The sequence below is a fragment of the Lapillicoccus sp. genome, from assembly GCF_046595215.1.
Classification (GTDB): Bacteria; Actinomycetota; Actinomycetes; order Actinomycetales; family Dermatophilaceae; genus Lapillicoccus.
This window is the reverse complement of sequence record NZ_JBKJPP010000127.1, coordinates 1-22,571: the sequence shown is the minus strand read 5'-3', so window position 1 is coordinate 22,571 and position 22,571 is coordinate 1. Positions and strand designations below refer to the sequence as shown.

Here is a 22,571-nt window from a genome sequence, read left to right as displayed (position 1 = left end):
GTCCGGCCGCCGCTGGCGCCTGCCCGCATGCGTCACTGACCGCCGCCGCACGGCATACATCCTCGGGGGTTTCCGATGTCTCGCTCGCTCACCCTCACAGCGGTGCTCGTCGCCGTGCTCACGGTCGTGGCCGTCGCCGGGTGCGGCGGTGCGGCGGGCACCGGTCCGGGTGGCGCGACCTCGACGGCCGGCGTCGCGTCGGCCAGCGGGCAGTCCCTGGCCGGGCTCGACCCGGCCCGGCTGCCGGACACGTCCGCGGCGGTGGCGGCGCTCCTGGCCAGGATGCCGGCGACGGTCGTCGGGCACACCCGGACGAACAGCACCACCCGGGAGGTGCACTACGCGGACGGGTCGGCGTTCAGCATCGCGCCGCGGTCCGGGGTCGACGCGGCCTCGCCGGCCGCGGCGGACGAGATCGGGCGGTGGGTTCGGGGTCGGTCAACGCCGCGGGCAGCGCCACGACGAGAGCCCATGCCAACGCGACCGGGCGGGCCTTCCGCCGAAGCGGCGATGGCCAGCGTCGAGCTCGGCTCGGCTCGGAGGACGACCTCCGTGCGACGGCCTGAATCGTCAGCACGATGCCACGATGACGGCCGCAGCCAGCACTGCCCCTGACCGGCTTGCGAGTCGGCCCGACCGTCACCTCGCTCGTCGCGCAACGACAACGAGCTCCCGGCCTGGACGGTCGGGGGCGTCGCGCACGTCCTGAACCTCGTAGCCGTGGGCGGTCAGATCCGCCTCAATTTCGGAGCGCTCGTGAAACCGCAGGGTTGAGCCGGAGGTCAGCACCTGCCCGTCAGAGCCGAAGACGTAGGTCCCGCAGAAGGTGACCAGGGGCCAGGACACGTCGGTGACTTCGACCCAGTGCTCGACCGCACCGACGCCGGGGACCGTGGTCGTCGTGCGCGTCCGCGCTTCCGTCCACTCCTCCCAAGCGCGACGGGCCGGGTCGCGGGTCTCGAAGACGGAGCGACCTCCCAGCCTCAGCGCCTCCCGGACCCGGTCCAGGGTCGCCGCCCAGTCCTTCGAGTCGACGATGGCCTGCGCGGCGTTGCCGGTCATCACCGCGAGGTCGACCTGCATCCGTGGGAGCGTGGTCGCGTCGCCGTGGATCCATCGGACCCTTGAGGAGCCTCGCTTGGCGTGCACGTCGAGGGAGCCGGCCGCTGGATCGACCCCGGTGACGTCGCTGCCGCACTCAGCCAACAGCAGGGCGAACACACCCGTGCCGCAGCCGAGGTCAAGGACCCGGCGGGCTCTGAACTCGCGCGTGATGTCGAGGTAGGGCTCGAGGTGGCTGCGGTCGTGGTGTCCCGTGACACCCGCTCGGCGAAGATTCCCGCACGGATACGTCATACGGGACCCCATTGGCCTGCGCGTCGAGCCCTCGCCGCACGCGTTCTTGTCACCGACACAAACCTGGGACACCGACACGCCGGCGACACGAAATTGAGAATCGGACACGAAATCTGACTCCGACTCCTACGGCTTCAAAGTCGTGGCGTATGCCGGGAACACCTCGACCACGCACAGAGTTGAGCCTGATGTACGCAGGTTTGCCGAGCGTGGTTTTGACAACCAGGGCCTCGTCGGAGCAGATTGAGCGTCGAAGTTTCACCCTGTCGGTCAGCGAGCCCAGCGCGCGAGTGCTAGCCAGCAACCCGGCATACCGGGGACCACCATCAGCGCACCACAGCAGAGAGCATGAGGAGAACAACCATGGCACGTGCGGTCGGAATTGACCTCGGCACCACCAACTCGGCCGTCGCCGTCCTCGAGGGCGGCGAGCCGACGATCATCGCGAACGCGGAGGGTGGACGCACCACGCCGTCCGTCGTTGCGTTCTCCAAGAGCGGCGAGGTCCTCGTCGGCGAGATCGCCAAGCGTCAGGCCGTCACCAACGTCGACCGGACGATCCGTTCCGTCAAGCGCCACATGGGCACCGACTGGAACACCGAGATCGACGGCAAGGACTACACCCCGCAGGAGATCAGCGCCCGCATCCTCCAGAAGCTCAAGCGCGACGCGGAGTCCTACCTTGGCGAGGCCGTGACCGACGCGGTCATCACCGTGCCCGCCTACTTCGACGACCACGAGCGCCAGGCCACCAAGGAGGCCGGAGAGATCGCGGGCCTCAACGTCCTGCGGATCATCAACGAGCCCACCGCGGCCGCGCTCGCCTACGGCCTCGACAAGGGCAAGGAGGACGAGCTGATCCTCGTCTTCGACCTCGGCGGTGGCACTTTCGACGTGTCCCTGCTCGAGGTGGGCAAGGACCCCGAGGACGGCTTCTCGACCATCCAGGTCCGCGCGACCAGCGGTGACAACAAGCTCGGTGGTGACGACTGGGACGAGCGCATCGTCAGCCATCTGCTCACGACCGTGAAGAACACCAGCGGGGTCGACCTGTCCAAGGACAAGATCGCCATGCAGCGGCTGCGTGACGCGGCCGAGCAGGCCAAGAAGGAGCTCTCCTCCTCGCAGAACGCCAACCTCAACCTGCAGTACCTGTCGATGTCGGAGAACGGTCCGATCCACCTGGACGAGTCCCTCTCGCGCGCCCAGTTCGAGCAGCTGACCCACGACCTGCTCGACCGGGTCAAGGGCCCGTTTCAGAAGGTCATCGCCGACGCCGGGATCAAGGTCGGCGACATCGACCACGTAGTCCTCGTCGGCGGGTCGACCCGGATGCCCGCGGTCTCGAAGGTCGTCACGGAGCTGACCGGTGGCAAGGAGCCCAACAAGGGCGTCAACCCCGACGAGGTCGTCGCCGTGGGCGCCAGCCTGCAGTCCGGGGTCCTCAAGGGTGAGCGCAAGGACGTCCTGCTCATCGACGTCACGCCGCTCAGCCTCGGCATCGAGACCCAGCACGGCCGGATGACCAAGCTCATCGAGCGCAACACCGCCATCCCGACCAAGCGCAGCGAGATCTTCACGACCGCCGACGACAACCAGCCGTCGGTCCTCATCCAGGTCTTCCAGGGTGAGCGCGAGATCGCCCAGAGCAACAAGGGTCTCGGCACCTTCGAGCTGACCGGCATCGCCCCGGCGCCCCGCGGTGTCCCGAAGATCGAGGTCACCTTCGACATCGACGCCAACGGCATCGTGCACGTCTCGGCGAAGGACCAGGGCTCCGGCAAGGAGCAGTCGATGACGATCTCCGGCGGCTCCGCGCTGGGCAAGGACGACATCGACCGGATGGTCCGCGAGGCCGAGCAGTACGCCGAGGAGGACGCCCAGCGTCGCGCGGCCGTCGAGGCCCGCAACCAGGCCGACGGGCTGGTCTACACGACCGAGAAGTTCCTCGGTGACAACGCCGACAAGCTGCCCGAGGACGTCAAGACCGAGGTCCAGGCCGACGTCGACTCGCTGAAGGCCACGCTCGAGAGCTCCGAGGCCACCCCCGAGGAGATCACCCTCGGCACGACCAGGCTGAACGAGTCCAGCCAGAAGATGGGCGCGGCCATGTACGCCGCCGCGGAGGCCGAGAACGCTGCCGCCGGCGGGGCGGACTCCTCGACGGGCGGGGCCGACGACGACGTCGTCGACGCCGAGATCGTCGACGAGGAGACCGACGGCGACAGCGCCGGCGGCACCCCCGGGGACGGGTCCAAGTGACCCAGGACCCCCAGGACCCCCGGGACGCGGCTCCGCCGCCCGAGGACCCCTCGCCCGCCGACGTGGTCGGCGACGGGGCCTCGGCCGTGGAGGACGAGGTCGCCGAGGAACCCGCCGGGGTCGGCGGCGACGTGGAGACGGACGCGGCCGACCTGGTGATGGAGGACGAGCTGACGGTGGCCCGGATGGAGTCCGCCGAGCGGCTCGCCGACCTCCAGCGGCTCCAGGCGGAGTTCGTCAACTACAAGCGGCGGGTCGAGCGGGACCGCGACCTGCTCAAGGAGAACGCGACGTACGCCGCGCTCGCCCCCGTCATCGAGGTGCTCGACACCATCGACCGGGCCCGCGAGCACGAGCCGCTCGACGGAGGGTTCAAGGCCGTCGCCGAGCAGCTCGAGCGGACCGTGGCCGGCTCCGGGTTGCTGAAGTACGGCACGCCCGGTGACGCCTTCGACCCGACCGTCCACGAGGCCCTGTCCCACCTGGGCGAGGACCCCGAGGCCACGGTGACCACCTGCAAGGTCGTGGCCAAGTCGGGCTACAAGATCGGCGGCCGCGTGGTCCGCGCCGCGCAGGTGCTCGTCGTCGACCCGCCCGCCTGACGGCAGGAACAGCAGCACCAGGCGCCACGCCGGGACCAGCAGCACACACGAGGACGGGAGGTGCGCGATGGCAGACGACCAGGGCTTCCGGCCCGACTGGGCCGGCAAGGACTTCTACGCCGAGCTCGGCGTGGCCAAGGAGGCCTCCACGGCGGACATCAAGAGGGCCTACCGCAGGCTCGCCCGCGACAACCACCCCGACTCCAACCCCGGTGACAGCGTCAAGCACGACCGTTTCAAGAAGGTCGCCGAGGCCTACGACGTCGTCGGTGACATCGACAAGCGGCCCAAGTACGACGAGATGCGCCGTCTCCAGGGCGCCGGCGCGTTCGGTGGTGGGTTCGGCGGCGCCCGCCGCGGTCAGGCCGGCGGGGTCAACGTCGAGGACCTGCTCCGCGACCGGATGGGCGGCGGCGGGTTCGGCGACATGTTCGGCGACCTCTTCGGCGGCACCGGCGGCCAGCAGCGTCAGACCCCGCGCCCCCGCAAGGGCACGGACGCCGAGACCACCGCGACCATCTCCTTCGTCGACTCCCTCGAGGGCGTCACCATCTCGCTGCGCCTGGCCTCCGACGCCCCGTGCCCGAGCTGCTCGGGCACCGGCGGCAAGCCCGGCACCCGCCCCCACATCTGCGCCGAGTGCGAGGGTGCCGGTTACGTCGTCAGCACCTCCGGCGGCGCCTTCTCGATGAACGAGACCTGCCCGCGCTGCGCGGGGCGCCAGCTCGTCTACGACGAGCCGTGCCCGACCTGCCACGGGTCGGGACGCGGCCGCTCCAACCGCACGATCCAGGCCCGCATCCCGGCCGGCGTCAAGGACGGCCAGCGCATCCGCCTCAAGGGCAAGGGCACCGCCGGCGAGAACGGCGGCCCCGCGGGTGACCTCTTCGTTACCGTCAAGGTCGGCCCGCACCGCCTCTTCGGGCGCGCGGGTGACAACCTGACCCTCGACGTCCCGGTGTCCTTCGACGAGGTCGCCCTCGGCGCCGAGATCAAGGTCCCCACCCTGGGCGGCACCCCGGTCACCCTGCGGCTCCCGGCCGGCACCCCCAACGGACGCACGTTCCGGGTGCGCGGCCGTGGCGCCCCCCGCGCCGACGGCTCCCAGGGCGACCTGCTGGCCACCGTGGCCGTCCAGGTCCCGGCCGTGCTCGACCCGGCCGCCCGCGAGGCCGTCGTGGCCTACCGCGACGCGGTGGCCGACAAGCCCCTGCGCAGCAGGCTCTTCGAGGAGGCGGGGTGATGCCGCGCGAGCCGTTCCCCCCGCCGCCGCCGGACGCCGCGGTCTACGTCATCAGCGTGGCCGCCGAGCTCACCGGGCTGCACCCCCAGACCCTGCGCACCTACGAGCGGCTGGGCCTGGTCACCCCCGGCCGTACGGGCGGTGGCGGGCGCCGCTACTCCTCCCGCGACATCGAGCAGCTGCGTGAGATCGCCGAGCTGACCTCGGCCGGCACCGGCCTGGAGGGCGTACGCCGGATCCTCGCCCTCGAGCGGGACAACGCGGCCCTGCGCCGGCAGGCCGACGACCTGGCCGCCGAGCTCGAGGCCACCCGCGCCGCGCTGCACCAGGCCTCCCAGGCCGGTCTCGGCCGCCCCCGACCCGACACCCCGGGCCTGCCCAACAAGCTGCCCGTGCTGCGCCCGCGTGGCATGGACGCCTCCGTCGTCGTCTGGCGCCGCGGGCGGTAGCACCGGTCCTGTCGGGCCGCAGCACCGACCACCGACCGCGACGAGCCCGACCGGAGGTGCCCCGAGCCCGGGTCGGAGATGATCAGGACACGACGACGTCCGACGGGCACGTCCACGGCTACCGGCCTGAGGTGCACGAGCGCCTGCACGACCAGGCCACCGCGTCGGGTGCGGAGCCGGGGCCACCGCCCTCCTCGAGCGCAGCCCCGGCGCACGCCTGACCGCGATCGACGTCCCGCCCGGGTCGTCGGCCCGGTGGTGACGTGCACCGGCCCAGGGCAGGTCGGGGCCCCGTCCTGGGGACCTTCTCCCCTCCGGGGGCGGACGCACTAGCCTGCCCGGACGGGTCGCGGCGTCGTGCTCGTGGCCGGAGGTGCGGGCGTGGACTGGGTGGGCGTGGACGGGGCTACCGACGCCGTCGTCACCTGGTGGACCCACATCCACTGGGTCCACTTCCTGACCATCCCGCTGTTCACCGGCGTGGTGGGTCTCCTGATCAACTGGTCGGGGCTCTGGATGCTGTTCAGCCCGGTGCGTTTCCACGGCGTACGGGTGCCGGGCATGCGCGAGCTGGCGTTGGTGCTGCCGCGCAAGATCCAGGAGGTCCCCGGCGTCCTGCAGGGCGGCATCGGCTGGCAGGGCATCGTCCCGGCACGCGCGGCCAAGATGGGCAGCATCGCGGTCGACAAGGCGATCGCCAAGCTCGGCACGCCCTCGGACTTCTACCAGCAGCTCGAGCCGGAGCGGATCGCCGAGCACATCGTGGCCAGCTTCCGCCCCGAGATCCCCGCACTGGTCGACGAGGTGATGCGCCGCGAGCACCCGCGGCTGTGGCGCGACCTGCCCGGGCCGGTGCGCGACGCGGTCGTCGAGCGGGTGCAGGACCAGGTCCCGGCGGTGGTGAACCGGGTCACCGACGAGATCGGCGAGCACATCAACCAGCTGCTCGACCCCAAGATCATGGTCATCGACCACTTCCGCGAGAACCCCGCGCTGGTGGTGCGGATCTTCCGCGACTTCGGGCAGCGGGAGCTCGACCTGATGGTCCGTTTCGGGTTCGTCTTCGGCTTCGCGCTCGGGATCCCGGTCGCGGTGGTCGACAGCCTCGTGGGCCAGTGGTGGCTCCTGCCGATCCTCGGGGTGGTCGTCGGCTGGGTGACGAACGCGCTCGGGATGTGGCTGATCTTCGAGCCGACCGAGCCCCGCCGCATCCTGGGGATCCGCGTGCAGGGGCTCTTCCTTCGCCGCCAGGACCAGGCCGCGGAGGTGTACGCCCGGATCATCGCCGAGGACGTGATCACGCTGGAGCGGATCGGCGACTTCCTGCTCAACGGCCCGCGCGGCGACCGGACCCGTCAGATGTTGGCCACGGCGATGCGCCCGGCCATCGACCGTGCCGCCGGGCCGGCGCGGCGTGCGGTGCGGGTGGCGATGGGGGCAGAGCGGTTCGACAGCATCCGCGACTCGGTCGCCCGGGAGGCGGTCGGGCGCACCCTGACGCCGTTCCGCGACCGGGAGTTCAACCTCCAGCAGGGCGAGCGGATCCGGGAGCTCGTGGCGCGGCGCACCAAGGAGCTGCCCCCGCGTGACTTCGTCGAGATGATGCGCTCGGCCATCCGCGAGGACGAGTGGATGCTCTACGCCCACGGCGCGATCATGGGCCTCGGGGGTGGGTTCTTGCACCTGGCCTTCTTCGGGGTGGGAGGCTAGGGGCACCGTGAGCAACCTGGTCCCCCGTGAGTCCCGCGAACGGCTCGAGCGCGCCGCCGGGTCGGTGCCCGGCCTCGCCCGCGTGGCTGCGTCGGCCGCCTGGCACACCACCGGCTGGGGCGTGCGTACGGGTCTGCGCAGCAGCCGCCGCGTGGCGCGTGCGGCCACCTCGGCCGACGAGGCCGCGGCGCTGATCGACGACGTCACCGAGACCGTCGGTGTTGTCGGCGACCTGGCGCGCAGGTTCTCCGCCGGCATCCCGGTGGGGCGTGCCCTCATGGAGGCCGGTGCCGCGCTCGGCGGGCTCGCCGACGAGGGCCGCGAGCCTGGGTCGGCACCCGCCTACGACGGGGCCGGCTCCTTCGACGGTCGACCGCTCGTCCATGGCTCGGTGGTCGGTGACCACCGCAACGGGCACCGCAACGGCCACCACGAGGACCGGTCGGAGCAGGAGCAGCAGACCCTGCGTGAGCTCGGCCAGGACCTGCTGCGCCGCTCCCGCGACGTGTGGGCCACCGACGGGGACCACCCGGCGTACCAGCGGATCCTCACCGAGCTGGCCCCCGACGAGGGGCGCATCCTGCTGCTGCTCCTGGAGGGCGGCCCGCAGCCCAGCGTGGACGTGCGCACCGGTGGCCCGGTCGGCATGCTCTCCTCCCAGCTGGTGGCGCCGGGGCTGACCATGATCGGCAGCCGGGCCGGGTGCCGGCACGGCCAGCAGGTGCCGTCCTACCTCAACAACCTCTTCCGGCTCGGCCTGGTCTGGTTCTCCCGGGAGCCGCTGCGCGACCCGCTCGAGTACCAGGTGGTCGAGGCGCAGCCCGACGTCCTGGCCGCCCTGCACTCGGTGCGCTTCGCCAAGGTCGTGCGCCGCAGCATCCACCTGACGCCGTTCGGCGAGGACTTCTGCCGGGCCTGCCTGGTGGTCGAGGAGGCCCGGGCCGCGTCCTTCCCGCAGCACGCGACGCCGGACACCGGGGACCCCGGCTCGTCCTGAGCGTCCCGCCGGTGCGCGGGGAGGCCGCTGCTAGGCGGCCGGGGCCGTGGGCAGGTGCAGGCTGAAGACGGCCCCGCCCCCGGCCGCGGTGCCGCAGGTCGCGTCGCCGCCCATCGCCCGTACCAGCGAGCGCACGATGTAGAGCCCCAGGCCGGTGCCGCCGGAGGCGCCCTCCTTGCCACGGGTGAACTCGGTGAAGACACGCTCCACGAGGTCGGCCGCGACGCCGGGCCCGTGGTCGACGACGTCGAGGACGACACGGTCGGGGTGCTGGTCGTCCATGCGCACCCGCAGCTCGACCGGGTCACCGCCGTGCTGGAGGGCGTTCGAGAGCAGGGTGCGCAGCACCTGGGCCAGGCGTGCCGGGTCGGCCCGCACGGTGCGTCCGTCCTCGACGGTGACGACGACGCCGTGGGGTGCGCCGGTCGCGGAACCGGTGTCGACGGACCGGTCGTGCTCGGCCGCGACCCGGCGGGCGACGGCGCCGGCGTCGACGTCGACGACCTCCACGCGCAGGGTGCCGCGCTGGATCTGGGCGGCGGTGAGGAGGTCGGCGGTGATGCAGTCCAGTGCGCGGGTCTGGCGCACGACCGCGCCCACCCAGCTGTCGCGGTCGGCGGACCGCCGGGTCGGGTCCGTCCCGTCGTCGGCGGCCAGGGTCTCGGCGATGGCGCTGAGCACTGCGACCGGCCCGCGTACCTGCTGGGCGGCGGTGCTGATCGCGCGGCGCAGGACCCCGACGTCCTCGCGGGCGGAGTCGAGGTAGACCAGCACCGACCGGCCCGTCCGCCGCAGCGTCGCCAGGGCCCGGCCGCCCTCGAGCTCGACCTCGAAGGAGGCGTCGGCGTCGAGCCGGTGGTAGGAGACCATCGAGGCCAGCTCGGGCGCGGAGACGGCCAGCGGGCTGCCCGGCCTGGCCGAGCCGAGCAGCCGCTGCGCCACGGCGTTGACGGTGAGGATCCGGAAGAGCGGCTCGTCGGCGAGCTCCATGATCCCCAGTGGCGCCAGGGCCAGTGCCTCGTTGCCGCCGGCAGGGCGCTCACCGGGGTCGACCTCGGCGGCGGGCTCGACGCGGTCGGAGGAGACGGCGCCGGCGGCGGGGACCACGCCGAGGGTGCGTCCGCTGCGGCCCGCGGGGGCGTCACAGACCGTACGGACGTAGTCCAGGATCGAGGGCAGCGGCGCCCCCTTCTGGACGTAGCCGTCGGCGCCGACCGCCACGGCGCGCGCCGACATCTGTTGGGCGCCGAAGCCGGAGAGCACGATGATCTTCGCGGTCGGCACCAACCGCCGGATGGCGGGCAGGGCCTCGATGCCGTCCATCACCGGCATCGCCAGGTCGAGCAGGACCACGTCCGGGCGGTGCTCGCGCACGGTCTCGATGCCGGCCCGGCCGTCACCGGCCTCGGCGACGATCTCGAAGCCGCCCCGGGTCAGCGCGAGGGACAGCAGCTGGCGGAGGTCGTCGGTGTCGTCGATGACGACGACGCGCGGAGCGGGCGCGGCCGCGGAGATGTTCAAGTTCATCGACTCCGATCGCGGTGGACCCGGCAGACGATACGCAGCGCAGGGCCCGCGTGCGGCGGTTTGCCGGCGGCGCGTCCGGGACCAGGTGGCCGGGGCGCCCTCGTGGCCCCAGCGCGGGGCGGAATCCCCTCGTCGGAGGGGCTAGGATGACGCTTAGCAAACTTGAGTGGGTTCCACTCAGGTAAGAACCAGGAGGAGCCATGGCCCAGTTCGGCGCGGAGAAGTTCACCACTCGCAGCAGGGAGGCCGTCGAGGCCGCCCAGCTGGCCGCGACCACGGCGGGCAACAGCACCACCGACCCCGTCCACCTCCTCGTGGCCCTGCTGCGCCCCGACGACGGCACCGCCCGCACGCTCGTGGGGCGTACGGGTGCCGACCCGGCCGCCCTGCTGGCGGCAGCCGAGCGCTCGGCCGCCGCACTGCCCCGCGCCTCCGGCTCGACGGTGCAGCAGCCGGCCGCCTCTGCGGCGCTGACGCGGGTGCTCGCCGGGGCGCTCGACCTGGCCTCGTCGCTCAAGGACGACTACGTCGCCACCGAGCACCTGCTGATCGGGCTCGCCGCCACGGAGTCCGGTGCGCAGCGGCTGCTGACCGACGCCGGGCTGAGCGAGCAGGGCCTGCGGGAGGGCCTGGCCGCCGTCCGGGGCAGTCGTCGGGTGACCAGCCAGGACGCCGAGTCGACCTACGAGGCGCTGGACAGGTACAGCGTCGACCTCACCGCGCTGGCCGGGTCCGGCGACCTCGACCCCGTGATCGGGCGCGACGCCGAGATCCGCCGCGTCATCCAGGTGCTGTCCCGGCGTACCAAGAACAACCCCGTCCTGATCGGCGAGCCCGGAGTCGGCAAGACCGCGGTCGTCGAGGGCCTCGCCCAGCGCGTCGTGGCCGGCGACGTGCCCGACTCCCTCAAGGGCCGCCGAGTGCTGTCGCTGGACCTGGCCGCGATGGTGGCCGGTGCGAAGTACCGCGGTGAGTTCGAGGAGCGGCTCAAATCGGTCCTGGAGGAGATCAAGGACGCCGGCGGGCAGGTGATCACCTTCATCGACGAGCTGCACACGGTCGTCGGCACGGGCGCCGGCGGTGACTCCGCGATGGATGCCGGCAACATGCTCAAGCCGATGCTGGCGCGTGGCGAGCTGCACATGATCGGCGCGACCACGCTCGACGAGTACCGCGAGCGGATCGAGAAGGATCCCGCGCTGGAGCGGCGCTTCCAGCAGGTCCTGGTCGGCGAGCCGAGCGTCGAGGACACCATCCAGATCCTGCGCGGCATCCAGGAGAAGTACGAGGCCCACCACGGCGTGCGGATCACCGACGCCGCCCTGGTGGCGGCGGCGACGCTGTCCGACCGCTACATCACCGGGCGCCGGCTGCCCGACAAGGCGATCGACCTGATCGACGAGTCGGCCTCCCGGCTGCGGATGGAGATCGAGTCGTCCCCGGAGGAGATCGACGAGCTCCGCCGTCGGGTGGACCGGATGAAGATGGAGGAGTTCGCGCTGGCCAAGGAGTCCGACGACGCCTCGGTCGAGCGGTTGTCGGCCCTGCGTGGCGAGCTCGCCGACGCCGAGGAGGAGCTGCGCGCGCTCGAGGCCCGCTGGGAGCAGGAGAAGAGCTCCCTGGAGGGCGAGGGGGAGCTGCGACGCCAGCTCGACCAGCTGCGCACCGAGATGGAGCGCCTGGAGCGCGACGGCGACCTCGAGCGCGCCAGCGAGATCCGCTACGGGCGGATGCCCGAGCTGGAGCGCCAGATCGAGGCCGCAGCCGTCGCGGAGAAGAACATCGTCGAGCCGATGGTCGGCGAGGAGGTCGGGCCCGAGCAGATCGCCGACGTCGTCGAGGCGTGGACCGGAATCCCCACCGGCCGGCTGCTGCAGGGCGAGACCTCCAAGTTGCTGCAGATGGAGGAGATGATCGGGCGGCGGCTGATCGGCCAGCGCGAGGCCGTCGCCGCGGTGAGCGACGCCGTACGCCGCTCGCGGGCCGGGATCGCCGATCCGGACCGGCCGACCGGCTCGTTCCTCTTCCTCGGCCCCACCGGGACCGGCAAGACCGAGCTGGCCAAGTCGTTGGCCGACTTCCTCTTCGACGACGAGCGCGCGATCGTGCGCATCGACATGAGCGAGTACGGCGAGAAGCACTCGGTCTCGCGGCTGGTCGGGGCGCCTCCCGGCTACGTCGGTCACGACGAGGGCGGCCAGCTCACCGAGGCGGTGCGCCGCCGGCCCTACAGCGTGGTGCTGCTCGACGAGGTCGAGAAGGCGCACCCGGAGGTCTTCGACGTGCTGCTGCAGGTGCTCGACGACGGACGGCTGACCGACGGTCAGGGCCGCACGGTCGACTTCCGCACCACGCTGCTGGTCCTGACCTCCAACCTGGGCTCGACCTACCTCGTCGACCCGACCCTCGACCCGGAGAAGAAGCGCGACGCGGTGATGGCGACCGTGCGTGCCGCCTTCAAGCCCGAGTTCCTCAACCGGCTCGACGAGGTGGTGCTCTTCGAGGCCCTCAGCCGCGACGAGCTGACCCACGTGGTCGACCTGCAGCTGGCGCTGCTGGAGAGCCGGCTGGCGGTGCGGCGGATCACCGTCGACGTCACCCCCGCGGCGCGCACCTGGCTGGCCGGGACCGGGTACGACCCGGCGTACGGCGCGCGCCCGCTGCGCCGGCTGATCCAGACCACCATCGGCGACCCGCTGGCGCGGCTGCTGATCGGCGGTCAGGTCGGGGACGGCTCGACCGTGCGGGTCGACCTGGCCGAGGACGGCGGCGGGTTGGTCGTCGGCTGACGGACGGACGTACACAAGGCTGGACGGGCCCTCGGCGACCGTGCAGACACGCTCGCGACGGGGGTCGCGAGCGGCTTGTGCACGTTCTTCGGTTCCCTGCCCCGCAGGTCGGACGGTCGGCGCCCGGTCGGTCGCGTCGGCGGAGCCTGGCGGGTCGGTCAGCCCGGGTCGGTGACCACGGATCGACCCTCGGGGTCGACCCTGTCGAGGACCTTCAGCAGCGCATTGCGCAGCTGGGTGAGCTCGCGGGGTCGCAGTGCGTCGATGACGAGGTCGCGCACGTGCTCGACGTGGGCCGGGGCGGCGGCGACCAGCGCCTCCCACCCGGCGTCCTCGAGGTGGACGACCTTGACCCGGCGGTCGGCGGGGTGGCCGTCGCGGCGCACGTAGCCCCGGGCCTCGAGCCGCTTGATCACGTTGGACAGCCGCGACAGCGACCCGGCCACGACCGACGACAGCTGCGACATGGGCAGCGCGCGCTCGGGCCGTTCGGAGAGCATGGCGAGCACGATGTACTCGAAGTAGGTCAGGCTCGCGTCGCGCTGCAGCTGGGCGTCCAGGGCCGCCGGCAGGATCAGCAGTGCCCGGGACGTCGCGAGCCAGGTCTGCCGCTCGTCGGCCGAGAGCCACCGGGGCTCCGGGACTCCCGGTGCGCCCCCCGCCGTGTCGTCACTCACAGGACGAGCGTAGTGCATTACTTGCATCTTGAACTTTCAACCGCTACGGTTACATCAATCTTGAACCATTACCTCTGACACCAGGAGCTCCCCATGGGCATCTTCAGCCGCAAGAACACGTCCGCCTCGCACGCCGCGACCACCGCGCCGTCGAACCCGGCCCAGGCCGCCGGCGTCGCGACCGCCGTCGCCGACGCCCCGGTCTCGGTCGACCTGACCGGCGACTACACGATCGACCCGAGCCACACCCGCCTCGGCTTCTCCGCCCGCCACGCGATGGTCACCACCGTCCGCGGCGCCTTCCCCGAGTTCACCGGCACCGCGCACGTCGACGCCGCCGACCCGGCCGCCTCCACGGTCGCGCTGAGCATCTCGGTCGCCTCGGTCGACACCGGCTCCGCCGACCGCAACGGCCACCTCGTCTCGGGCGACTTCTTCGACGTCGAGACCCACCCCACCCTGACCTTCACCTCGACCAAGGTCGAGCGCGAGGGTGACGACTGGGCGATCACCGGTGACCTCGTCATCAAGGGCACCTCGCGGCCCGTCACCATCGACTTCGAGTTCACCGGCACCGCCACCGACCCGTTCGGCAACCAGCGCGCCGGCTTCGAGGGCAGCACCACCATCAACCGCAAGGACTGGGGCCTGACCTGGAACGCCGCGCTCGAGACCGGTGGCGTGCTCGTCTCGGAGAAGATCAAGCTCGAGTTCGACATCTCCGCCATCAAGAACGTCTGACCCGTGCTCGACGCCCCGCACTCGACGACGGCCCGGGCCGACGCGCGGATCGACCCCGGTCATCCGTTCGCGGCACACCTGCGCACCGCCGCCACGCTCGCCGGCGCCCGCCCGCACCGGGCGTGGACGCCGGCGGACGGGCCGCTGCCGGCGCTCTACCTGAGCCACGGCGCGCCGATGCTGTTCGAGATGACGAGCTGGATGGGCGAGCTGCACGCGTGGGCGCAGCGGCTGCCGCGCCCGCGGGGGATCGTGGTCGTCTCGGCACACTGGGAGAGCGCGCCGACGTCGTTGTCCGCCCCGACCCCGAGCGACCTGGTCTACGACTTCGGTGGCTTCGCGCCGATGTACCGCGAGATGCGGTACGACACCCCCGACGCCACCGCGCTGCACCGCAAGGTGGCCGCGATGATGCCGGTGGGCGAGGAGCTGCATCAGCACCGCTCCCGCGGCCTGGACCACGGCGCGTGGGTGCCGCTGAAGATCATGTACCCCGAGGCCGACGTGCCCGTGGTCCAGATGAGCATGCCCACGCACGACCCGGGCCGGCTCATGCAGCTCGGCCGCCGGCTGCGCGACCTGCGTGCGCGGGGTGTCCTCGTGGTCGGGTCGGGCTACATGACCCACGGACTGCCCCACCTCGACTGGTCGCGTCCCGACCAGGTGCCCGGCTGGTCCTCGGACTTCGACCTGTGGGCGGCCGACGCGCTGCGCGCCGGCGACGTCGACGAGCTCGCGGCCTTCCGCGACCGGGCGCCGGGCATGCCGTACGCCCACCCGACCGTCGAGCACTTCACCCCGCTCTTCGTGACCCTCGGCGCGGCCGACGACCCCACCGCCGCGCCGACCACGGCGATCGACGGCTTCGAGATCGGGCTGTCGAAACGGTCGCTGCAGGTGGTCTGACCAGCGCAGGCCCGGAGGTCGGGGAGCGAGCGCAGCCCCGGAGGTCGAGGAGCGAGCGCAGCGAGCGTCTCGAGACCCGGTGAGGTCTCGTGGGTCGGGCCCAGCGGCCCTCCCACCTCGACCAACGACGGCCCGGGGGTCGAGGAGCGAGGACCTCGCGCGTGAGCTCGACCCCACCCAGCGCGCCGACGCCGACGTCCTCGCCGCGCACCATGCGCAGCACCGCTGAGGGTCCCGTGCCGCTCCTCCTTGACAGGTCACGGCGTCGCGAGGAGCGTCCGAAGGGCGCCGCGCGCCGCCGGGAGCGAGGCGGTCAGCCATCCAGGTGAGGGGAGGGGTGATGGCCCCCAGACGTCGTCAGTGCGGTGCGATGGCGGAGTTCGAGCGGCTCCTGGAGGAGCAGCCGTCGTTCCGCGGCAACCAGCAGCGCGCCGAGCTGTTCACCGCCCGTGCGGTGACCTCGGGCGAGGCCGAGCGGGTCGCCCGCCGCCTGATCACGGTCCCCGTCGTGGTGCACGTGGTGCACCACACGGAGCAGGAGGACGTCAGCGCGGCCCAGATCAAGAGTCAGATCGACGTGCTCAACCAGGACTTCCGGGCCACCAACCCGGACACGTCGACGGTGCCGGCCCCGTGGAGGGGCCTGGTCGACGACGCCAGGATCGAGTTCCGGCTCGCGACCAAGGACCCGGTGGGCACGCGGACCGACGGGATCGTCCGGGTCCGGACCGAGCGCCGGTCCTTCGGCCCCGGTGACGACGTCAAGCGTGCCGGTAGGGGCGGCTCACCCGCCTGGCCCACCGACGCCTACCTCAACATCTGGGTGTGCACGCTGCGCGACGGGTTGCTCGGGTACGCCCAGTTCCCCGGCGGCCCGAAGGCGACCGACGGCGTCGTCGTGCTCAACACCGCGATCGGCACCGAGGGGACCGCGGCCGCGCCGTTCGACGGCGGCCGGACGCTCACCCACGAGATCGGGCACTGGCTCAACCTGCGCCACATCTGGGGCGACACCCTGGACTGCAGCGGCGGTGACCGCGTCCCGGACACCCCGAACTGCGAGGGACCCAACACGGGTCGGCCGACCTTCCCGGTGATCACCTGCAGCAACGGCCCGCACGGCGACATGTTCATGAACTACATGGACTACGTCGACGACGCCGCGATGTGCATGTTCACCGCGGGCCAGGTCACCCGGATGAACGCCTGCCTGGCGGGTCCGCGCAGGTCCTTCGTCGGGGCCTCGTGATCGCGTGAGGAGCGAGGAGGTCAGCGGGCGGTGGGTGCACGCCCACGAGGAGGACACCGAGGACGAGATGGTCTTCCGTCCTGCTGGCACGCACCTGCCCCCGTCCCGTGGTCGGAGGGCGTTCGACCTGCGCCCGGACGGCTCCTTCGCGGAGGCCGGTCTGGGCGCGACCGACGTCCCCGAGCAGGCCACCGGCCGCTGGGAGCTCACCGGCGACACGATCACGCTGAGCGAGGGGGCGTCGCAGGGGGTGCCCCGCGAGATGGACGTGGTGGCCGCCGACGCCGGTCGCCTGGTGGTCCGCAAGCGATAGCGGTGGCCGCCCGCGACACCACAGCAGCGGACCGCTGCCATCTGCTGGCGGCGATCCGCTGCGGTCGGTGCGGAGCGGTGTCGGGTGTCAGCGTCGCTTGCGCGGCGCGCAGGCCCGCCCGACGTCGACCACGTCCCCGCGGTCGACCACGACCCGGCGGCTGGCGTACACCTTGCCGTCACGGTCGGTGCAGGTCAGCTGCCAGGCCTCCTTGATCCCGCTCGTCTGCGGCGGCTCAGGGCTGGAGAAGGAGACCTCGCCGGCCCACTCCGCGGCGCCGCCCTCGTAGTTCTCGGCCGTCACGGTGTACGTTCCGGCGACCGGGTCGGGGATGGTGATGACCTCGGGGTTGTCCAGGGTCGCGCCGGAGCCGACCGTCTCGCCGTCGGGGCCGGTGACGTAGAAGTCCCAGTCGGCGCCGTCGGGCCACTCGATGCTGAGCCTGGCGAAGCCATTGTCGGCCTCCGGCAGCCCCTGCACCTCGAACGTGGTCTCCTCCGACTCGCCCTCTGCGGGCACGCCCGCCGGGTTGGTCAGGGTGATCGCCTCCTGCGGAGGCGCCTCGGCCTCGCGGCCGTAGCGGCCGGCGACCAGCGGTCGCGTCGAGGGGTTCACGTCCATCCGGAACCGGCCGCCGTCGGAACGGTAGTCGGTCGTCAGGTGGTCCTCGAAGTAGATCTGGCTGCGTGTCGTGCCGTCCGGCTGCAAGACCGGCGAGGTGGGCGAGACGTGGGTCTTGCTCACCGTGACCGTGCGTCCGGCAGGCGCGCGCCCGATGATCCGGGAGTGGTACTTCGGCGCCATCGCCGCCTCCATCGCCTGGAGGTACGCCTCCCGGTTGCCGCCGCCGTTGCCGGCCGCCTCGGTCGCGCCGGTGTACTCGCCGACCACGGCGTCCTCGTAGGCCGGGTGGAAGCTGTTGGGGCCGATCTCGAAGGTGTAGCCGAAGCCGCCGGTGATCCAGTAGCTCCAGTCTTCGGTCGAGCCGGAGGTGTCGTAGAGCTGATAGGAGGCCTGGCTGGTGTAGCCGTTCTCGGCGGCCCACGAATCGGCGAGCTCCTTCAGGGCGAGCTCGTCGGGGGACTTGCCCGTGGACGCGATGGCCGGCGGGCGCAGGATCAGGTTCGAGTACGTGTGGTTGCTGATCATCATCGTGACCGCGCGCTCGGAGATGAACGTGCGCACGGCGTCGCTCTCCGGCTCGCTGCCGGGGGCGTCGCCCCGGAAGGTGTCGCTCGACCAGTTCGGGCTTGCGCCGCCACCGCCCCAGAAGCCGGGGTAGTTGCGGTTCAGGTCCGTGCCGCGCAGGCGGCCGGCCGGGTTCTCGTCGCAGGTGCCGCCCAGGAACGCCTCCGGGGTGCTCTCGGAGATGGCGCAGTTCTTGCGCTTCATCTCGTAGTCGAAGGTGGAGAAGTCGCCCAGCGGCTCGGCGCCGCGCGAGACCTTGAAGCCGTCGACGTTGACCACCGGCACGATCACCAGCCGTGAGCGCCCGAGCAGCTTCTCGGCGCGCGGGTCGCCGGCGGCGTACGACTGCAGCATGTCGAAACCGAACTCGATGGTGTTCTCCGAGCTTGGCCACTCGCGCGCGTGGTGCGCGCCGAGGAGCAGGAAGACCGGCTTGCCGTCGGCGACCCGGTCGGCGCCGGCGGTGATCTCCAGGCCCTTGATCGGCTCGCCGAGGACGGTGCGCCGCTCGAGGGTCAGTGGCTTGGTGAGGCCGGGGTAGCGCCGGGCCAGCATCCGCATGTCGGAGAGGTACTCGTCGTAGGTGCGGTAGGCGGTCCGGCCGCTGGGCAGCGGCGACTCGGCGACGCGGGCGGCGTACGCCGCGTCGGCCTCTCGCTGGCGCTCGGACTGCGCCTCGAGGTCGCGCACCTCGACCGTCCACGTGAAGCCCGCGGCCCGCAGGGTCTCGCGGTCGGCCTCGTTGTAGAGCACGACCTCGATGCCGTTCTGGTCCGCGTGCTCGGTCGGGTCGAGCCCGAGGGCGAGCACCTCGTTGCGCTGGAGGACGGTCGGCGCGTCCACCTTGACGACCTGCACCCGGTCGTCGGGGCCGTTGCCCGGCTCACCGCTGGCCGGACCGGTGACCACGGGTGAGGCCAGCGTGAGGGCGACGGCGCCCGTCACGGTGGCGCCGAGCACCGCCAGCCGGCGGCGTGAGCGGAGTCGTGGACGCATAAATTTCCTCCCGAGAACGCGGTACGCCGGAGGCTCCGCAGTGTGAGCCACCCAACACCGGACGGGCCTTCTTGTCGAGACCCCTCAGAAGACCTCCCCAGGTTCATCAGCCCCCGGTGGTCGAGGAGCGACGATGCGGGTGCATCTGGGGAGTACGCGAAGCCGATTCAGGGGGGCGGGCGCTCGGTACCGAGTTTGAGTCTGTCGCCGAGCGAGACGGTCCCCGGCTCGACCACCTCGGCATAGACCCCGAAGTTGGCGCCGAGGCCGAGGGCGGACTCCTGGCGACCGCGGTAGCCGGTGATCAGGCGGAGCGTCTGGAGGTCGACCGCCCCGCGGTCCGGGTCGCGGGTCGTGGCGGCACACCGGTGGACCGGACCGCCGGCACGCAGGACCGCACCGCCGGCGTGGAGGAGCTCGCCGGCCCAGGAGTCCTCGACGTGCGGGTCGCCGCCGGTGAACTCGAGCAGCATGCGGAAGCGGCGCGGGTCGATCTGCGCCAGGCCTGCGTGTCTCGTCAGTCGTGCCAGCGAGGCACCTCCGAGCAGCGTCACGGGGTGGACGTCGAACGCGGACCCGCGGGCCCGGACCAGCCGGACCCCTCGACCCACCACCTCGGAGAACAAGGACCCCCAGGTCGGGTCCGCGACGACGTCACCGGCCAGCATGCGCAGGCCCCACATGTCGGTGTCGACGGTGTCAGCGGCCTCGACGACCCCACCGTGCAGCACCTCGCCCCCGCGGCTGACCTCGAGACGACGGGTCTCCTCGTCGTAGGCCGCGCTCAGGGCGTACAGACCAGGGTTGCGCGTGCAGCTCTGCACCCCTCCCTCGTCGTCGACGAGGTAGAACAGCCGGTCGCCACGGGCTCCCTGGGGTGTCAGGTGGATCGAGTCGGGGTGGTGGATCCGCAGTCCCTTGACCGGGGTGGTCGACAGGCGGGTGATCGTGTATCCGGTCGGCACGGGCCCACCCTTGCACGGTGGGTCGGCCACGCCCGGGACCGTCCCGGCCAGCCTCGGTGGCCGCACCCGGGCCGTCCGCGGTGCCTAGGGTGTGCCCCATGGGTGCGAGTCACTGGGTCCGCCGGCTGGAGCAGGCGTGGGACGGGGCCCGGTTGCGGCGGGCCGGCTCCCGGACGCCCGGCGACCTGCGGATCGAGCCGTACATCGGCCACGGCAGCGACCAGGGCGTCGTGACGCGTGGACGGGTCCTCGACAACCCCACTCCGTCCGAGGCCGTGCAGGGCGAGGGCGTCGGTGCGGCCGTGCGCCGTACCGTCCGACAGTTCCTGACCGACGACCTGCCCGGTGTGCCCCTCCGGGTCACCGTCGCGGGCACGACGGTGGAGACCGTCACCGACCACGACGGCTACTTCCAGGTGTCCCTGCGGCCGGAGCCCGACCAGCTCACCGCCCCGTGGACCCGCGGGACCGTCGAGCTCGCCGACGCGTACCGCGGCGTCACCGACCCGCGGACCACGCCGCTCGAGGTCCTGGTCCCGAGTCGCGACGCGGCGTTCGGGGTGGTCTCGGACGTCGACGACACGATCCTCGAGACCGGTGTCCAGCGCGTCGGGCGGATGATCCGGCAGACGATCACCGGCTCCGCGCTCACCCGGACGCCCTTCCCGGGCGCCTCGCAGCTGTACGGCGACCTCGCCGCCGGCATCAACCCCGTCTTCTACGTCTCCTCCAGCCCCTGGAACCTGCACAGCTTCCTGGTGGCGTTCATCCGGCACCGCGGGTTCCCGATGGGCCCGGTCCTGCTCCGCGACCTGCTCGGCACCTCGGCCGGCCGCGAGCAGAAACCGGGCCGCATCCAGGAGGTCCTCGACCTCCATCCCCGGCTGCGCTTCGTGCTGATCGGCGACTCGGGGGAGAAGGACCCGGAGATCTACGCCGCCATCGCCCGGGCGAACCCGGGACGGATCCGCGCGATCTACATCCGCGAGGTGCGGCGCGACCCGGGCGACGGCCGGGTGGAGGAGGTCTCGGACACGTGGGACGAGGACGTGCCCTTCGTCCTCGTGGCCGACACCGACGGGGTGCGCCGGCACGCCGTCGCGCTCGGACTCCTCTGACCGGCCGCCCCCGGTCGGCTCAGAACTCCGACATCTTGTCCCAGCCGTCGCGGTCGACGTCGATGTACATGATGTCGGGACGCTCGGCGACGTACTGCTTGGCGTCGCCGTCGACCCCGTTCTGGAAGTGGTCGGTGTTGACGTGGGCCTCGCCGGCCGCCTTGTCGTCGAAGGCCTCGATGGTCAGGATCGTGTCGGGGTCGTCGACGCTGCGGTAGTGCTCGTAGAACTTGTTGCCGGGCTCGGCGCGGGTCGCGTCGGTGTAGGCCTGGCTCGCGGCGAGGTAGGCGTCCGCGGTGCCGGGCTTGAGCTTCTTCTTCACGGTGATGTAGATCAAGGTCTCTCCTCGGTCGGGGGTGTGCAGGGTGGGGTCGCACTCTCCCACGACCGGCACGCCCGCCGGTCGGGTGAGAGCCGACCCCTGGCCGCACTGTTGACTCCTCGCATGCGCATCTTCTTCACCGGCGGCAGCGGCAAGGCCGGCAAGCACGTCGCCGCCCACCTCGCCGACCAGGGTCACCAGGTCACCAATGCCGACCTCGCCCCGCTCGGGCACCCGGAGGTGGCCGACCTGACGGTCGACCTCACCGACGCCGGGCAGACGTACTCCGCGCTGGCGGGCCTGGCCACGATGGACGAGCTAGACCTGCCGGCGGCGCCGTCGTACGAGGCGGTCGTCCACTTCGCCGCGGTGCCGCGGATCTTGCTCACCACCGACACGACGACGTACGCGACGAACGTCCTGTCCACCTACCACGTGCTCGAGGCAGCCACCCGGCTCGGCATCCCCAAGATCGTCTTCGCGTCCTCGGAGACGACCTACGGGATCTGCTTCGCCCAGGGCGAGCGCAAGCCGCTCTACGTGCCCGTCGACGAGGAGCACCCGGTGGTCCCGGAGGACTCCTACGCGATGTCGAAGGTCGCCGGCGAGGTGACGGCGCGCTCCTTCCAGGCCCGCACCGGCACCGACATCTACGGCCTGCGGATCAATAACGTCATGGAGCCGCACGAGTACGCCGAGATGTTCCCGGCCTTCCTCGACGACCCGGCGCAGCGCCGCCGCAACGTCTTCGCCTACATCGACACCCGCGACCTCGGCCAGATGGTGCAGCGCTGCCTCGAGACCGACGGGCTCGGCTACGAGGTCTTCAACGTCGCCAACGCCGACATGTCGGTGGCAGCCACGACCTCTGATGTCATCGAGCAGTTCTACGACGGGGTCGAGGTGCGCCGCGAGATGGGTCGTGACGAGACGTTCTACGCCATCGACAAGGCGCGCGAGATGGTCGGCTTCGACCCGCAGCACTCGTGGCGGGACGTGCTGACCGATCCCGGGACCGAGTGATCCGACGCCGGGGTTCGGGGTTCAGTCGGTCGTGGTGTCGAGCACGAGCGCGGCGCCGTTGATGCAGAACCGCTGACGGGTGGGCGCCGGACCGTCGCCGAAGACGTGGCCCAGGTGCCCTCCGCAGCGGACGCACGT

At 72.0% G+C, this 22,571-nt stretch carries 21 protein-coding genes; 14 read left to right on the top strand and 7 right to left on the bottom strand.

From position 1 onward, the window contains the following. Nucleotides 1–75 precede the first annotated feature (75 nt). Nucleotides 76–615, top strand: coding sequence for a hypothetical protein (locus tag ACLL9L_RS10950; protein ID WP_411284689.1), 540 nt, complete (start codon nt 76–78; stop codon nt 613–615). 24 nt (nt 616–639) lie between these two features. Here ACLL9L_RS10950 and ACLL9L_RS10945 read toward each other — a convergent pair whose 3' ends face one another. Then, nucleotides 640–1,356, bottom strand: a complete 717-nt coding sequence (locus tag ACLL9L_RS10945; protein WP_411284688.1) for a class I SAM-dependent methyltransferase — start codon at nt 1,354–1,356, stop codon at nt 640–642. A gap of 363 nt (nt 1,357–1,719) precedes the next feature. Between ACLL9L_RS10945 and dnaK the strand changes: the two genes are divergently transcribed. The 6 genes from dnaK to ACLL9L_RS10915 all read left to right on the top strand — a co-directional run bounded on the left by dnaK (nt 1,720) and on the right by ACLL9L_RS10915 (nt 8,619). Next, nucleotides 1,720–3,618 (top strand): molecular chaperone DnaK, encoded by a 1,899-nt coding sequence (gene dnaK, locus ACLL9L_RS10940; RefSeq protein WP_411284687.1) that lies wholly within the window; start codon nt 1,720–1,722, stop codon nt 3,616–3,618. Further along, nucleotides 3,615–4,220, top strand: a complete 606-nt coding sequence (gene grpE / locus ACLL9L_RS10935; protein ID WP_411284686.1) for a nucleotide exchange factor GrpE — start codon at nt 3,615–3,617, stop codon at nt 4,218–4,220. The genes dnaK and grpE overlap by 4 nt, the downstream gene beginning before the upstream one ends. Before the next feature lie 67 nt (nt 4,221–4,287). Then, complete coding sequence (locus tag ACLL9L_RS10930) at nt 4,288–5,463, top strand: DnaJ C-terminal domain-containing protein (RefSeq protein WP_411284685.1); 1,176 nt, start codon at nt 4,288–4,290, stop codon at nt 5,461–5,463. Continuing rightward, nucleotides 5,463–5,912, top strand: a complete 450-nt coding sequence (locus tag ACLL9L_RS10925; protein WP_411284684.1) for a heat shock protein transcriptional repressor HspR — start codon at nt 5,463–5,465, stop codon at nt 5,910–5,912. The genes ACLL9L_RS10930 and ACLL9L_RS10925 overlap by 1 nt, the downstream gene beginning before the upstream one ends. Before the next feature lie 381 nt (nt 5,913–6,293). Beyond that, nucleotides 6,294–7,622, top strand: a complete 1,329-nt coding sequence (locus ACLL9L_RS10920; RefSeq protein WP_411284683.1) for a hypothetical protein — start codon at nt 6,294–6,296, stop codon at nt 7,620–7,622. Nucleotides 7,623–7,629: 7 nt separating this feature from the next. Continuing rightward, nucleotides 7,630–8,619, top strand: coding sequence for an Abi-alpha family protein (locus ACLL9L_RS10915; RefSeq protein ID WP_411284682.1), 990 nt, complete (start codon nt 7,630–7,632; stop codon nt 8,617–8,619). Between the two features lie 30 nt (nt 8,620–8,649). Here ACLL9L_RS10915 and ACLL9L_RS10910 read toward each other — a convergent pair whose 3' ends face one another. Then, entirely contained in the window at nt 8,650–10,146 is a 1,497-nt protein-coding gene (locus ACLL9L_RS10910) for a response regulator (protein WP_411284681.1), read from the bottom strand. 200 nt (nt 10,147–10,346) lie between these two features. On the opposite strand from ACLL9L_RS10910, the gene clpB reads away from it, so the two are divergent. Next, on the top strand, nt 10,347–12,935 hold the full coding sequence (clpB, locus tag ACLL9L_RS10905) for an ATP-dependent chaperone ClpB (protein ID WP_411284680.1): 2,589 nt from the start codon (nt 10,347–10,349) through the stop codon (nt 12,933–12,935). A 158-nt stretch (nt 12,936–13,093) separates the two neighbouring features. On the opposite strand, the gene ACLL9L_RS10900 is transcribed toward clpB, so the two are convergent. Beyond that, nucleotides 13,094–13,612: a MarR family winged helix-turn-helix transcriptional regulator gene (locus ACLL9L_RS10900; protein WP_411284679.1), complete on the bottom strand. Its 519-nt coding sequence runs from the start codon at nt 13,610–13,612 to the stop codon at nt 13,094–13,096. Nucleotides 13,613–13,705: 93 nt separating this feature from the next. Between ACLL9L_RS10900 and ACLL9L_RS10895 the strand changes: the two genes are divergently transcribed. The 4 genes from ACLL9L_RS10895 to ACLL9L_RS10880 all read left to right on the top strand — a co-directional run bounded on the left by ACLL9L_RS10895 (nt 13,706) and on the right by ACLL9L_RS10880 (nt 16,821). Further along, nucleotides 13,706–14,353: a YceI family protein gene (locus tag ACLL9L_RS10895; RefSeq protein WP_411284678.1), complete on the top strand. Its 648-nt coding sequence runs from the start codon at nt 13,706–13,708 to the stop codon at nt 14,351–14,353. 3 nt (nt 14,354–14,356) lie between these two features. Then, complete coding sequence (locus ACLL9L_RS10890) at nt 14,357–15,259, top strand: dioxygenase (RefSeq protein ID WP_411284677.1); 903 nt, start codon at nt 14,357–14,359, stop codon at nt 15,257–15,259. 340 nt (nt 15,260–15,599) lie between these two features. After that, a complete protein-coding gene (locus tag ACLL9L_RS10885; RefSeq protein ID WP_411284676.1) occupies nt 15,600–16,508 on the top strand; it encodes a zinc metalloprotease in 909 nt (302 codons plus the stop codon). Nucleotides 16,509–16,512: 4 nt separating this feature from the next. Beyond that, entirely contained in the window at nt 16,513–16,821 is a 309-nt protein-coding gene (locus tag ACLL9L_RS10880) for a hypothetical protein (protein WP_411284675.1), read from the top strand. A gap of 87 nt (nt 16,822–16,908) precedes the next feature. Here the strand turns inward: ACLL9L_RS10880 and ACLL9L_RS10875 are convergent, their stop codons facing one another. After that, on the bottom strand, nt 16,909–19,005 hold the full coding sequence (locus ACLL9L_RS10875) for a M14 family zinc carboxypeptidase (RefSeq protein ID WP_411284674.1): 2,097 nt from the start codon (nt 19,003–19,005) through the stop codon (nt 16,909–16,911). A 167-nt stretch (nt 19,006–19,172) separates the two neighbouring features. Beyond that, nucleotides 19,173–19,970, bottom strand: a complete 798-nt coding sequence (locus ACLL9L_RS10870) for an MOSC domain-containing protein (RefSeq protein WP_411284673.1) — start codon at nt 19,968–19,970, stop codon at nt 19,173–19,175. 98 nt (nt 19,971–20,068) lie between these two features. Between ACLL9L_RS10870 and ACLL9L_RS10865 the strand changes: the two genes are divergently transcribed. Then, a complete protein-coding gene (locus tag ACLL9L_RS10865; RefSeq protein ID WP_411284672.1) occupies nt 20,069–21,088 on the top strand; it encodes an App1 family protein in 1,020 nt (339 codons plus the stop codon). Between the two features lie 19 nt (nt 21,089–21,107). Here the strand turns inward: ACLL9L_RS10865 and ACLL9L_RS10860 are convergent, their stop codons facing one another. Continuing rightward, nucleotides 21,108–21,425 (bottom strand): putative quinol monooxygenase, encoded by a 318-nt coding sequence (locus ACLL9L_RS10860; protein ID WP_411284671.1) that lies wholly within the window; start codon nt 21,423–21,425, stop codon nt 21,108–21,110. Between the two features lie 108 nt (nt 21,426–21,533). Here ACLL9L_RS10860 and ACLL9L_RS10855 point away from each other — a divergent pair, with 108 nt between their 5' ends. Next, the gene (locus ACLL9L_RS10855) at nt 21,534–22,433 is read left to right on the top strand and encodes an NAD-dependent epimerase/dehydratase family protein (RefSeq protein ID WP_411284670.1); all 900 of its coding nucleotides are present in this window, start codon (nt 21,534–21,536) and stop codon (nt 22,431–22,433) included. Nucleotides 22,434–22,454: 21 nt separating this feature from the next. Here ACLL9L_RS10855 and ACLL9L_RS10850 read toward each other — a convergent pair. Then, nucleotides 22,455–22,571, bottom strand: a 117-nt coding sequence (locus tag ACLL9L_RS10850) for a peptide-methionine (R)-S-oxide reductase (RefSeq protein WP_411284717.1), incomplete at its 5' end; no start/stop codon positions are given.

Coding starts and splice junctions, on each gene's coding strand:
- ACLL9L_RS10950 (WP_411284689.1), top strand. CDS start 76: ATGTCTCGCTCGCTCACCCTCACAGCGGTGCTCGTCGCCGTGCTCACG.
- ACLL9L_RS10945 (WP_411284688.1), bottom strand. CDS start 1,356: ATGACGTATCCGTGCGGGAATCTTCGCCGAGCGGGTGTCACGGGACAC.
- dnaK (WP_411284687.1), top strand. CDS start 1,720: ATGGCACGTGCGGTCGGAATTGACCTCGGCACCACCAACTCGGCCGTC.
- ACLL9L_RS10930 (WP_411284685.1), top strand. CDS start 4,288: ATGGCAGACGACCAGGGCTTCCGGCCCGACTGGGCCGGCAAGGACTTC.
- ACLL9L_RS10925 (WP_411284684.1), top strand. CDS start 5,463: ATGCCGCGCGAGCCGTTCCCCCCGCCGCCGCCGGACGCCGCGGTCTAC.
- ACLL9L_RS10910 (WP_411284681.1), bottom strand. CDS start 10,146: ATGAACTTGAACATCTCCGCGGCCGCGCCCGCTCCGCGCGTCGTCGTC.
- clpB (WP_411284680.1), top strand. CDS start 10,347: ATGGCCCAGTTCGGCGCGGAGAAGTTCACCACTCGCAGCAGGGAGGCC.
- ACLL9L_RS10895 (WP_411284678.1), top strand. CDS start 13,706: ATGGGCATCTTCAGCCGCAAGAACACGTCCGCCTCGCACGCCGCGACC.
- ACLL9L_RS10885 (WP_411284676.1), top strand. CDS start 15,600: ATGGCCCCCAGACGTCGTCAGTGCGGTGCGATGGCGGAGTTCGAGCGG.
- ACLL9L_RS10875 (WP_411284674.1), bottom strand. CDS start 19,005: ATGCGTCCACGACTCCGCTCACGCCGCCGGCTGGCGGTGCTCGGCGCC.
- ACLL9L_RS10865 (WP_411284672.1), top strand. CDS start 20,069: ATGGGTGCGAGTCACTGGGTCCGCCGGCTGGAGCAGGCGTGGGACGGG.
- ACLL9L_RS10855 (WP_411284670.1), top strand. CDS start 21,534: ATGCGCATCTTCTTCACCGGCGGCAGCGGCAAGGCCGGCAAGCACGTC.